This window comes from Rudaea cellulosilytica DSM 22992 (assembly GCF_000378125.1).
In the GTDB taxonomy this organism is placed as follows: domain Bacteria; phylum Pseudomonadota; class Gammaproteobacteria; order Xanthomonadales; family Rhodanobacteraceae; genus Rudaea; species Rudaea cellulosilytica.
The window spans coordinates 388,851-400,864 of the sequence record NZ_KB899241.1 but is presented as its reverse complement, the minus strand read 5'-3'; the positions used below and the strand labels follow the sequence as shown (position 1 = coordinate 400,864).

14 protein-coding genes and 1 riboswitch are annotated in these 12,014 nt (G+C 64.9%); of the genes, 8 read left to right on the top strand and 6 right to left on the bottom strand.

The window, feature by feature from the left end; all coding sequences use genetic code 11:
- Positions 1-114: 114 nt before the first annotated feature.
- The 6 genes from pepQ to rph form a co-directional block, all read right to left on the bottom strand.
- Entirely contained in the window at positions 115-1,437 is a 1,323-nt protein-coding gene (pepQ, locus tag F455_RS0101840) for a Xaa-Pro dipeptidase (RefSeq protein WP_026292972.1), read from the bottom strand.
- A gap of 144 nt (positions 1,438-1,581) precedes the next feature.
- Complete coding sequence (locus F455_RS0101835; RefSeq protein WP_018971552.1) at positions 1,582-3,441, bottom strand: TonB-dependent receptor domain-containing protein; 1,860 nt, start codon at positions 3,439-3,441, stop codon at positions 1,582-1,584.
- A gap of 125 nt (positions 3,442-3,566) precedes the next feature.
- Positions 3,567-3,766: riboswitch (cobalamin riboswitch) on the bottom strand.
- A gap of 62 nt (positions 3,767-3,828) precedes the next feature.
- Complete coding sequence (locus F455_RS0101830) at positions 3,829-4,029, bottom strand: CPXCG motif-containing cysteine-rich protein (protein ID WP_018971551.1); 201 nt, start codon at positions 4,027-4,029, stop codon at positions 3,829-3,831.
- Positions 4,026-5,198, bottom strand: coding sequence for a radical SAM family heme chaperone HemW (gene hemW, locus F455_RS0101825; RefSeq protein WP_018971550.1), 1,173 nt, complete (start codon positions 5,196-5,198; stop codon positions 4,026-4,028). The genes F455_RS0101830 and hemW overlap by 4 nt, the downstream gene beginning before the upstream one ends.
- On the bottom strand, positions 5,195-5,791 hold the full coding sequence (rdgB, locus tag F455_RS0101820) for an RdgB/HAM1 family non-canonical purine NTP pyrophosphatase (RefSeq protein WP_018971549.1): 597 nt from the start codon (positions 5,789-5,791) through the stop codon (positions 5,195-5,197). Before rdgB ends, hemW begins: the two co-directional genes overlap by 4 nt.
- Positions 5,784-6,515, bottom strand: a complete 732-nt coding sequence (gene rph, locus F455_RS0101815) for a ribonuclease PH (protein ID WP_018971548.1) — start codon at positions 6,513-6,515, stop codon at positions 5,784-5,786. Before rph ends, rdgB begins: the two co-directional genes overlap by 8 nt.
- A gap of 166 nt (positions 6,516-6,681) precedes the next feature.
- On the opposite strand from rph, the gene F455_RS0101810 reads away from it, so the two are divergent.
- From F455_RS0101810 to F455_RS0101775, 8 genes are all read left to right on the top strand, one after another.
- Entirely contained in the window at positions 6,682-7,560 is an 879-nt protein-coding gene (locus F455_RS0101810; RefSeq protein WP_026292971.1) for a YicC/YloC family endoribonuclease, read from the top strand.
- A 4-nt stretch (positions 7,561-7,564) separates the two neighbouring features.
- The gene (gene gmk / locus F455_RS0101805; protein WP_018971546.1) at positions 7,565-8,179 is read left to right on the top strand and encodes a guanylate kinase; all 615 of its coding nucleotides are present in this window, start codon (positions 7,565-7,567) and stop codon (positions 8,177-8,179) included.
- Positions 8,176-8,763, top strand: coding sequence for a GDP-mannose pyrophosphatase NudK (gene nudK, locus F455_RS0101800; protein WP_018971545.1), 588 nt, complete (start codon positions 8,176-8,178; stop codon positions 8,761-8,763). Before gmk ends, nudK begins: the two co-directional genes overlap by 4 nt.
- A 120-nt stretch (positions 8,764-8,883) precedes the next feature.
- Positions 8,884-9,735, top strand: a complete 852-nt coding sequence (locus tag F455_RS0101795; RefSeq protein ID WP_018971544.1) for an ABC transporter ATP-binding protein — start codon at positions 8,884-8,886, stop codon at positions 9,733-9,735.
- Entirely contained in the window at positions 9,732-10,499 is a 768-nt protein-coding gene (gene mlaE, locus F455_RS0101790; protein ID WP_018971543.1) for a lipid asymmetry maintenance ABC transporter permease subunit MlaE, read from the top strand. Before F455_RS0101795 ends, mlaE begins: the two co-directional genes overlap by 4 nt.
- 15 nt (positions 10,500-10,514) lie before the next feature.
- Positions 10,515-11,036 (top strand): outer membrane lipid asymmetry maintenance protein MlaD, encoded by a 522-nt coding sequence (mlaD, locus tag F455_RS0101785; protein ID WP_018971542.1) that lies wholly within the window; start codon positions 10,515-10,517, stop codon positions 11,034-11,036.
- A gap of 91 nt (positions 11,037-11,127) precedes the next feature.
- Entirely contained in the window at positions 11,128-11,766 is a 639-nt protein-coding gene (locus tag F455_RS0101780) for an MlaC/ttg2D family ABC transporter substrate-binding protein (protein ID WP_018971541.1), read from the top strand.
- Positions 11,763-11,990, top strand: a complete 228-nt coding sequence (locus tag F455_RS0101775; protein WP_018971540.1) for an STAS domain-containing protein — start codon at positions 11,763-11,765, stop codon at positions 11,988-11,990. Before F455_RS0101780 ends, F455_RS0101775 begins: the two co-directional genes overlap by 4 nt.
- Positions 11,991-12,014: the final 24 nt, after the last annotated feature.

Genomic DNA, 12,014 nt, shown 5'->3' with positions numbered 1-12,014 from the left:
GCGTCAAAGACAGGTGCCGGCTATCACGGCAACTATTTTTCGATAGGGCAAATGATGCCCTTGCGGTCGTTTCGAAGCCGAAAAATGTGAAAGAGTTTGCGTGAATTGACGGTTCTAGACCGCCGAGAACGCATCGCGCGTCAGGTTTTCCGGCATCGTTTCGCCGCAGGCCACGTCGTCCTCGATACGGATGCCGCCGTACTGGCGGAAGTAGTCGACCTTGTCCCAGGCGACGTCTTTGGCCTCGGGCTTGGCCTTCAGTTCGGCCAACAGCATGTCGATGAAATAGAGGCCGGGTTCGATCGTCACGACCATGCGCGGCTCGAGCGTGCGCGTCATGCGCAGGTAGGGATGGCCCGGCGGCTTCGCAATCGTGCCGCCGCCTTCGTCCTTCTGGAAGCCGCCGACGTCGTGTACCTGCAGGCCGATCGGATGGCCGAGCCCGTGCGGGAAGAACGCGCTCGACACGCCCGACGCCACGGCGGCTTCGGCACTCATGCGGATAAAACCCTGGTCGCGCAGGATGCCGGCGAGGGCATGGTGCGCATGCAGGTGCAGGTCGGCGTAGTTCGTGCCCTTCTGCACTTTTTCCACGAAACTTTTCTGTGCCGAATCGACTGCGTCGATCAGCGCCTGGAATTCGCCGGCTTGCTTCGCGGCATAGGTGCGCGTGATGTCGGAGGCATAGCCATGGAAGCTTGCGCCCGCGTCGATCACGAACGAATTCGAGTGTGCCGGCGGCGCGCGGTTGAGGTCCATGTAGTGCAGTACCGCGCCATGCTGGTTGAGCGCGATGATGTTCGTGTAGGGCAGCTCGTTTTCGGTCTCGTGCACGGCGTTGAGGTAGGCCGTGTTGATGTCGTATTCGCTCGCGCCGTTGCGGAAAGCCGCTTCCGCTGCACGGTGCGCACGCACGCCGAGCTTGGAAGCGACGCGCATCATGCCGAGCTCGTAGTCGGTCTTGTAGGCGCGGTGCCAATGCAGGTAGTTGAGCACGCTCTCGGGATTGTTCGGCAGGTATTCACCGATCGCGGCACTGTCTTCGCCGATGATCGCGCAGCGCGCGATATCTTTCGGCAGGTGCGCCTTGGCTTCGTCGGCCTCGCGGATGATCGCGATCTCGAAATGCTCGACCCAGTAGCCGGCCGGTGCGTCGGGTACGACATGCCAATAATCGTGCGGCTGCAGGTAGACGAGTTTGGGCCTTTGCCCGGGCGTATAGACGATCCACGAGCCCGGCGCCTTGGTCACCGGCAGCCAGTGCTTGAAATGCGGATTGACCGCGAACGGATACGGACGATCGTCAAGAAACTGGATGCGCGGCTGGCCCGCGGCGATGACGAGGTGGTCGTGGCCGCCGCGCGCGAGCGCTGCGTCGCTGCGTTGTTTCAACGCCGCGAGATGGTCGGGATAGAGTTTGGCAAGAAGGTCGGTCATGACGCGCATCCGCGGATTCGTATGCGCGTATTGTGCCGCAAGCGACACGCGGAATCCCGCGTGTCGTCCCGGCAAGGAATGCCGGGACCCAGACTGCATGGATGCCAACTGCGGTCCGGCAATCCAGGCCGGAATGACGAGCAGTTATTTCGCCGGAGACCAGCTCACCGTGAGATATCCCGAGCGACCCGGCGTGTTGTAGCCATACGCGAGCTGGTAGTTCCTGTCGCCGAGGTTTTCCAGGCGCGCACCGAAGCGCCATTGCGGATTGACCGCGTAGCTCGCATGCAGATTGACGATGGCGTAGGCACCGAGCTTGCCGCCGAAGTCGTCCGCGCGGCCGGCGTAAACGAGTTCCGCTCCGGCGCTGAACGCATCGCTGAGTTGCGCATCGAACACGCTGTTGAATTTCTGCTTGGGCCGGCGCAGCAGTTGTGTGTCGGTGTCCTCGTTGCGCGGGTCCTGCAAGGTCAGCGTGTTCGTCCACGAGTAGGCGCCGGCGCGCCAATTGTGGGTCAGTTCCAGGCCGTCGATCGAGGCGTGGTTGATGTTGATCGCCTGGAACGTGGCACCGCCGGAGAAATCGATCAGGTCACGCACGCGCGTGCTGAATGCACGCGCGTCGAAGCGGTTGGCGTCGTCGATCTTCCACTCGAGGCCGATCTCGCCCGTGCGCGAGCGCTCCGGGTCGAGCAGCGGATTACCGGCGTAGTAGCCGCCGTAGCCCGGCGAGTAGAGCTGGCTCAGCGTCGGTGCGCTGAACGCAGTGCCGTAGCTGGCGGTCAGGCGCAGGCTGTCGCTCAAACGGTAGCCGCCGGCGATCGAGCCGGAAAACTCGCCGCCGAAATCGCTGTTGTGGTCGTAGCGGCCCGAGATTTCGCCGTCGAGCGCATCGGCCTGCGCGCGCCAGCCGGCGAAGACGCCGCTGTTGTCGCGCGTCTTGTCGTACTGCGTCGTGCCGCCGAAGGTGTCGAGGCTGCGGCCGCGGTCGTTCACGTAGTCGAAGCCGGCGATGAGGTGCTGGTTCGCCGCGATCGTGAAATCGTTCGTCCACGACAACTGCTCGCGCGTGGAACGGTAGGCCGAGCCGAACGCGGGTGTATCGATGTTTGTGCGCGTCGTGCCGACGGAAAGTCGATGCTGCCAATCGGGCGTGAGCGCGCCTTCGAGGTTGACGCCGATCGCCTGGTCGAGCGTGTGTGAAATTCCCGGGCCGCCGCCATTGTCGAAGATCGGGCCGTTGTCGAAACTCTGCGTGCCGATGCTGCGGAACGCGCTGGCCGACAAGGTCTGCGTACCGAGTTTGTACCAGGCCTGCGCGACCTGGTTGTGGTTCTGCATCGGGTTGTCGTCGGGGTTGTAGACGTAGGGACCGGCAAGCACGTTCGAGGCGGAGAAACCGTCGACATGGCGACCGCCGGCCTGTGCCGAGAAGCCCCAGGTGTCTCCCTGCATGCCATAGCCGACGCTGCCGTCCGCGCTGCCGTAGCTGCCGACGCTCGCGGCGAGGTGCGCGCCGTCGAGCTTGCGCGTGAAAATCTGGATCACGCCGCCGACTGCGTCCGAGCCCCAGTAGCTCGCGCGCGGGCCGCGCACGATCTCGATGCGTTCGACCGCGTCCAGCGGCAGGTTCTCGAATGCGAACGCACCGGTGTTCGCCGAGGCCACGCGCACGCCGTCGATCAGCACGAGCACGTGGTTGGAATTGGTGCCGCGCAGGAACACGCCGGTCTGGAATCCCGCGCCGCCGAGGCGCGCGACGTCGACGCCGGCCTGCAGGCGCAGCACTTCGATCAGGTCTGGCGCGCCGGTCTTCTCGATGTCGGCGCGCGTGATGATCGATACGTCGGCGAGGCTCGCATCGACCGTCTGCGCGACGCGCGAGGCGGTGACTTCGATCGTAGGCTGCAATTGCGCTTCCTGCGCCCGCGCGGTGGAGGCGTGGAAGAAGCTGCCGGCAAGTGCGGCACCGACGGCGAGGGACAAAAGGGATTTTTGCGACATTTTATACTCCGAAAGCACACCCGCCGGGATGCGGCGCGGGAGGTTTCGGAGAGGAGTAGCGGCGTGCGAACGACGCGCGATACGCCCGTCCGTTGCCCACCGCAACGCCGCAAGCTGTGGGATCGCACGCGATCCCGACGCAGGCCGGTCTCCGGGCTTGCAAGCGGCGTCTGGACGCCAGGTTCGATCGCCTTCCCGTGCATGCACAGTGGCGTGTGATCGAACTCGAACTTGCTTACCGTTGCGGGGGCAGCGCCGGAATCACACCGGCTTCCCGTTTCACCCCGAGATCTTGATCCGGGGCACCTGCGAGGCGCGCAGTGTAGGGAGCGGGCGCCAGCGAAGCAAGCGTTGCTTTCCTTCTCCGCGCGCGCGAGGGAAGCTATGTCACTCCCGATCCGTGCGCGTCTCGACGCCAAGCAACTCGCCCTCGTCGCTGACCCGCAAGGCGATCTCGATCGGCCTGCAGCACACCGCGCAATCCTCGATATAGCTCTGCGAGCCCGCGGACAGATCGACCTGCGTCTCGAAGCTTTCGCCGCAGTACGGGCAATCGATGCGCACGAATTCGAGTGCCATGTCGCTCATGTTTCACCACCCTTTTCCGGCAGAAACAGCGTGATCAGGTCATTGAGGAAACGCTGGCCCGATTCGGTAGGCTGCAGCCGATCACTTTGCGGCGCGAGCCAGCCGCGGCGCAGGGCTTCCTCGACCTGCGGGCGAATTGCATCGGAGCCGAGCCCGGTCGTCGCATGAAAATCCGTCAGCGGAATTCCACCGGTCAGACGCAGTCCGTTGAGCATGAACTCGAATGGCAATTGCTCGACCGCCACGGGATCGTCGCCGCCAATCACGCGTTCCGATTTCGCATGTTCGAGATAGCCGCGCGGCGCGCGCACCTTCCAGCGCCGCCACACCTGCAATGCGCCGCTTTCATCGATGCTCGAATACTTGCCATGCGCGCCGGCGCCGATGCCGAGATAGTCGCCGAAATGCCAGTAATTGAGATTATGCGCACTTTCGCCGCCCGCTCGCGCGTAGGCCGACACCTCGTAGTGGCCGAAGCCCGCCGCGGCGATGCGCGCCTGACAGGCTTCCTGCATGTCCCAGGCGCTGTCCTCGTCGGGCAGTGGCGGTGGATTCGCGGCGAATTGCGTGTTTGGTTCGAGCGTGAGTTGGTAGTGCGACAGGTGCGGCGTGTCGAACGCGAGCGCCTTGTCGATGTCGGCGAGTGCGCCGTCCAGCGTCTGTTGCGGCAGCGCGTACATCAGGTCGAGATTGAGATTGTTTAGACCGTCGTCCTGCGCGCGCTTGATCGCGCGCTCGGCCTGTTGCGCGTCGTGGATGCGGCCGATGCGCTTGAGCGCCGCGTCGTCGAAACTCTGCACGCCGAAGCTGAGGCGGTTGACGCCGGCGCGGCGGTACGCGGCGAAATCGCCGTGCTCGACCGTGCCCGGATTGGTTTCCATCGTGACTTCGATGCCCGGCGCGAACGCGAGACGCGCGTTCGCGCCATCGAGGATGCGCGCAATGCTGTCGGGCGAGAATAGGCTCGGCGTGCCGCCGCCGAAGAAGATGCTGCGCAGCGGCCGGCCCTGTGCCAGTGGCAAATCGCGGTCGAGGTCGGCGAGCAACGCCTCAACGTATTCGCGCTGCGGCAGGGCGTCCGGCGCATTGTGCGAATTGAAATCGCAGTACGGGCATTTGCGCACGCACCATGGGATGTGGATGTAGAGCGCGAGCGGCGGCAGCGTCATCGCTTTTCTGTGTCGAGCAACTCGCGCAGGCGCGCGAGCGCGAGGCCGCGGTGGCTGATGCGGTTCTTCAACGCGGGCGCGAGTTCGCCTGCGGGGCCATTCGCCGGATCGAAAAATACGGGATCGTAGCCAAAGCCCCGACTGCCCTGCGGCGCGTGCAGGATGCGCCCGCGCCAGAGGCCTTCGGCGATCAGCGGCGCGGGATCGTCGGCGCTGCGCAGCAGGACCAGGGTGCAATGAAAGTGCGCCGTGCGTTCCTTGTCCGCTACATCGCGCAGCGTGGCCAGCAGCTTGGCATTATTCGCCGCATTGTCGCCGTGGGTGCCGGCGTAACGCGCCGAGTACAGGCCCGGCGCGCCGCCGAGCACGTCAACGCAGATGCCGGAGTCGTCGCCGAGCGCAGGCAGGCCGGAGAGCCGCGCCGCATGCCGCGCCTTGATCAGCGCATTCTCGACGAACGTGGTGCCGGTTTCCTCGGCGTCGCCTATGCCGAATTCGCCTTGCGCGACGAGTTCGATGCCGCTGTCGGCGAGCACCTCGCGAATCTCGGCGAGCTTGCCCGGATTGCTGCTCGCCAAAACGATCTTACGCACGCGCCAACGCCTCTTGCTGGAACTGCAGCAACTCGCCGATGCCCTTGTTGGCGAGGCCGAGCAACGCGTCGAGTTCCTCGCGGCGGAACGCGTGGCCTTCGGCGGTGCCCTGCAATTCGATGAAACCGCCGCCGTCGTTCATGACGACGTTGAGATCGGTGTCGCAGGCGGAATCCTCGGGATAGTCGAGATCGAGCACCGGCGTGCCGCGGTAGATACCGACCGAGATCGCGGCGACGGCACCGAGGATCGGCGCCTTCTTCAGCGCGCCGCGCTTGGTCAGCGCGCCGATCGCGTCGACCAGCGCGACATAGGCGCCGGTGATCGCCGCGGTGCGTGTGCCGCCGTCGGCCTGGAGCACGTCGCAGTCGAGCGTGATCGTGCGTTCGCCGAGCGCCGCGCGGTCGACGCATGCGCGCAAGGATCGACCTATGAGCCGCTGTATTTCCATCGTGCGGCCGCCCTGGCCGCCGCGTGCGGCTTCGCGCTGGGTGCGTTCCTTGGTCGCGCGCGGCAGCATGCCGTACTCGGCCGTGACCCAGCCCTCGCCCTTGCCGCGCAGGAACGGCGGCACCTTTTCCTCGACGCTGGCCGTGCACAGCACGCGCGTGTCGCCGAACGCGATCAGCACCGAGCCTTCGGCATGGCGCGTATAGCGGCGTTCGATCGTGACCGGGCGTAATTGGTCGGCGGTGCGGCCGCTGGGGCGTTGAAAATTCGTCATCGGATTGCAGTCGCCATGTCGTCGGAGGCCGTATTGTAGTTTGAGCGGAGAAAATTTTTGCTCATCGCTTCGCGAGAAGACCGGAATGATCGCGTTCCGAGCCTGCTTCGGGGTCCATCTCCCGCGTCCGCTATACTTTGCGTCCGAATTCCGCAGCGACACGCCCATGATCCGCAGCATGACCGCCTTCGCCAGCGCCGACGCCGACACGCCGTGGGGCGCGTTGAGCTTCGAATTGCGCTCGGTGAACCATCGCTATCTCGAGCTTGGTCTGCGCCTGCCCGACGAATTGCGCGCGATCGAGCCCGCGCTGCGCGAACGCACCGCCGCCAAGCTCACGCGCGGCAAGGTCGACCTGAGCCTGCGTTTTCGCGCAAGCGAGGCCGCGGCCAGCGAGATTCGCCTCAATGACGCGGTACTCGACAAGCTCGAAGCGACCGCCGCGCTGTTCGCCGAGCGCTTTCCAAAGCTCAACGTCGATTTCGCCAGCCTGCTCGGCTGGCCCGGCGTGCTCAAGCGTGAAGAGGTGGACCAGGAAGGACTGCGCCAGGCAGCGCTCGACCTGCTCGAGCGCGCGCTCGCCGACATGGTCGCCACGCGTGCACGCGAGGGCGAGCGCCTCGGCGGCTTCCTGCGCGAACGCCTCGACGGCATCGCGCGCATCGTCGCCGACGTGCGCGCTTGGCTGCCCGACATCCGTAAGGCGTTGCGCGCGCGGCTGGAAGCCAAGCTCGCCGAGATCATGCAATCGGCCGAATTTTTGCGCGCCGATAACAGCCGGCTCGAACAGGAACTCGTGCTGCAGCTGTCGCGCATTGACGTGGATGAAGAACTCGACCGCCTCACCGCGCACATCGCCGAGGCGCGGCGCATCCTAGCCGCGCCGGACCCGGCGGGACGCCGGCTCGACTTCCTCATGCAGGAATTCAACCGTGAGGCGAACACGCTCGGCTCCAAGTCGGTCGATGCGCGCACCACGCAGGCTGCGGTTGAGCTGAAAGTGCTGATCGAGCAGATGCGCGAGCAAGTGCAGAATATAGAATAGGCCGATGTCGGGAACCCTCTACATCATCGCCGCGCCCTCGGGCGGCGGCAAAACCAGCCTTACCCGCGCGCTGCTCGAGCGCGAGCCGAACATCGCCTTGTCGGTGTCCTATACCTCGCGCCTGCCGCGGCCGGGCGAAGTCGATGGCGTGCACTACCACTTCGTTTCGCGCGGTGTGTTCGAGGAAATGATCAAGCGCGGCGAGTTTTTCGAGCACGCGATCGTGCACGGCGATCTCAAGGGCACCGCGCGCACCGCGGTCGAGCGTACGCTCGGCTCGGGCAAGGATGTGCTGCTCGAGATCGACTGGCAGGGCGCGCGCCAGGTGCGCGCGCAGATGCAGGATACGGTCAGCATCTTCATCCTGCCGCCGTCGCGCGTCGAGCTCGAGCGCCGCCTGCGCGCGCGCGCGCAGGATTCGGACGCGACGATCCGCCGCCGCCTCGCCGACTCGCGCGAGGACATCGCGCATGCGGTCGAGTTCGACTACATCGTGGTCAACGACGACTTCGCCACTGCGCTGTCCGACCTGCGCTCGATCGTGACGACGCGGCAACTGCGTGTGAACAACCAGCGCGAGCGCTTCGCCGCGTTGCTTGCCGATTTGCTCAAGGATTGAACGCACGCGTGAATCCCGACATCGATATCGTCAAGACCGAAGTCCTTTCCGACAACTGGTACGTGCTGCGCAAGGTGCATTACCGCATGCGCAAGCCCGATGGAACCTGGGCGGAGCGCACGCGCGAAGCCTACGACCGCGGCAATGGCGCGACGATCCTGCTTTACGATCTGCAGCGCCGCACGGTGTTGCTGACGCGGCAGTTCCGCCTGCCGACCTACGTCAACGGCAACGCCTCGGGCATGTTGCTGGAAACCTGCGCAGGCCTGCTCGATGCGGACAACCCCGAGGATGCCATCCGCCGCGAAACGCGCGAGGAGACCGGCTACGAGATCGGCGCGGTGCGCAAGGTGTTCGAAGCCTACATGTCGCCCGGATCGGTGACCGAGATCCTGCATTTCTTCGTCGCCGAATACTCGGCGGCCGCGCGCGTGGGCGACGGCGGCGGCGTCGACGACGAGGACATCGAGGTGGTCGAGATGGACTTCGACGCGGCGCTGGCCGCGATCCGCAGTGGTGCCATCCGCGACGGCAAGACGATCATGCTGCTGCAGTACGCCGCTTTGCATCTGTTCGCGGCGTGAGTTAAACGCGGCCGCGCCTGACGAGGCGCTTAACCGCAATTTCACGCGACTTCCGTTGCCTGCGGCCTTCCGGTAAGGTGACTGCATTCGGGCGCGTCATGCGCCGTTTTCTTGTTTGAGATGAGCACCGAACCGCAAGCACCCGCTGCCGGCAATGCCCCGACTCCGAATCCTCTGATCAGGATCCGCGGCCTGTCGACCGTGCTCAACGGCAAGACGATCTTCGACAAGGTCGACCTCGACATCCCGCGCGGCAAGATCACTGCGATCATGGGACCCAGCGGCACCGGCAAGACCACGCTGATGCGCCACATCACCGGCCAGCTCGCCCCCGATGCGGGCGAGGTGTGGGTCGACGGGCAGAACGTCGTCAAGCTCGATCGCGCGAAACTGTTCGCGCTGCGCGAGAAGATCGGCTACCTGTTCCAGAACTCGGCGCTGCTCACCGACTACTCGGTATTCGAGAACGTCGCGTTTCCGCTGCGCCAGCACCTCGACCTGCCCGAAGTGCTCGTGCGCAACCTCGTGCTGACCAAGTTGCAGGCGGTCGGTCTGCGCGGTGCGGCCGAGCTGACGCCGCACGAACTGTCGGGCGGCATGATACGGCGCGTTGCACTTGCCAGGGCCATCGTGCGCGATCCGATGCTGATCATCTACGACGAGCCGTTCGTCGGCCTCGATCCGATCGCACTCAATCAGATCCTCAAGCTCATCCGGGTCTTGAACGATACGCTCGGCATCACCAGTATCCTCGTCGCGCACGAGCTCGCCGCGGTCCGCCTGATCGCCGACAGCATCTTCTTGATTGCCGGTGGCAAGATCGCCGCGCACGGCACGCCCGACGAGCTTGCGCGCGGCGAGACGCCGTGGACCAAGCAGTTTTTCACCGGTGCGGCGGATGGCCCGGTGCCGTTCCAGTATCCCGCGCCCGACTACGCCACCCAGCTTGGCCTCGCCGGAGCGGGCGCATGAGCACGGTGCGCAAGCCCTCCTACCTCGTCGACGGCATCGCCCAGGTCGGCGCCTGCGGCCTGTTCCTGCTGCAGATTCTCGCTGCCATTCCGAGCAGTCTGCGCCATATCAAGGAAACGATTCGCCAGGTCTGGTTCGTCGGCGCGATGAGCCTGACGATCATCATGACCTGCGGCCTGTTCGTCGGCATGGTGCTCGGCTTGCAACTCTATTACGTGCTGTCGATCTTCGGCGGCACTGCGGCGCTCGGCACGGTGGTGTCGCTGTCGCTGTACCGCGAGCTCGGGCCGGTCGTCACTGCGCTGCTGTTCGCCGGTCGCGCCGGTACCTCGATCACGGCCGAGATCGGCCTGATGCGTGCGACCGACCAAATCTCGGCGATGGAAATGATGGCGGTCGATCCGCTCGCCTATGTCGTCGCGCCGCGCTTCATCGCCGGAGTCATCGCGATGCCGCTGCTCGCCTGCGTGTTTAACGCGCTCGGCATCTTCGGCGCGCATCTCGTTGGCGTGAGCTGGCTCGGCCTCGACAACGGCACGTTCTGGTCGAACATGACCTCGAGCGTCGACGTTTGGAAAGACGTGATCAACGGCGTGTGGAAGAGCGTCGCCTTCGGCGCCGTATGCACGCTGATCGCGACGTTTCAGGGCTACACGACCGCGCCGACCAGCGAAGGCGTGGCCTATGCGACCACGCGCACGGTGGTGTTTTCTTCGATCGCGACGCTTGCGCTCGATTTCGTCATGACTGCCTTCCTGATGTAAGGCAAGGGAACAACGATGGCACAACGACAATCCTTCCAGATCGGCACCGGGCTGTTCATCCTGCTCGGCTTCGCCGCGCTTGCCTATCTGGCGACGCAGACCACCTCGGTCGCGAACTTCAGCCAGGGCGACAGTTACGACCTGAAGGCGCGCTTTACCAATGTCGGTCAGCTCAAGCTGCGCGCACCGGTGAAGATCGCAGGCGTGCGCATCGGTTCGGTCGCGAACGTGGTGCTTGAGCCGGACAAGCTCGATGCACTCGTCACGCTGTCGATCGACAAGCGCTTCAGCAAAATCCCCGATGACTCGGCCGCCGCGGTATTCACCAGCGGTTTATTGGGCGACCAGTATGTTGCGATCCAGCCTGGCGGCTCGCCGGACATGTTCAAGAACGGCGACGAAGTGATCCTGACCCAGAGTTCGATGCAGCTTGAGGAGCTGATCGGGAAGTATCTGGTCGGCAGCGGCGACGCTGCGAAGAATGCGGGCGACAAGGCCGCGGGTGCGGACAAGGACAAGCCGCCGGCGAAGCCGTAGGCGATCGTAAGGATGGAAACTCCGCGCGGCTGCGGGGCTTTCGGGAAGGGCGGAGGCACGGGCATCCGCCGGCGAATTGAAAAGGTGACGTATGCGCATTCTGTATTCTTTGCTCTGTGTACTCGCGTTGGCGACGGCGACTCCGGCATTGGCCGAGGCGCCCGCGCCGAATCAGGTCGTGCAGACTCTGGTCGACGAACTCGGCAAGACGATGGAGGCGCGCCGCGCCGAACTCGCCAAGGATCGCGAAGGCCTGATCAAGGTCATCGACCAGATCGTGCTGCCGCATTTCGACATCGACTACGCTTCGATCCTCGTGCTCGGCCAGAACGCACGCACGGCATCTCCGGAACAGCGCGCGCGCTTCGCCAAGGCGATGTACAACTCGATCACGCACCGCTACGCCGAAGGCCTGCTCAAGTACACCGAGGGCCGTGTGCGCGTGCTGCCGCAGCAGGGCGAACTCAACGACAAGCGCACGCTCGTGCGCACCCAGGTCGTGCTCGACGACGGCAAGCTCGTGCCGGTCGACTACGCATTCCGCAAGACCTCGCAGGGTGACTGGAAGGCCTACGACGTGATCATCGAAGGCATCTCCTACGTGACCAACTATCGCAACCAGGTCGCCGAGGAAATTCAGAAATCTAGCCTCGATGCGTTGACCACACGCCTGGAAAGCCAGGGCGCCAAGGCGCTCGAGTCGATGGACTCGGAAGGCATCAAGAAGTGAGGATCAGTTTCGACAATGCCGGCGCTGCGTTGGGCAATCCGCCAGCGACCGACAGCGTCGATTTGTCGAAGCTGGCCGACGCGGACAGCGCGACGCTGGCCGTGCTGATCGCCTGGTCTGCCCAGGCGCGGGCGCGCGGCACGACGCTGCGCTACCTCAACGCGCCGCCCGCGCTGCGCAATCTCGCGCACCTGTCCGACATCGACGGCCTGCTCGGCCTCTGAAATATAGACCGCCATCCGCGCACA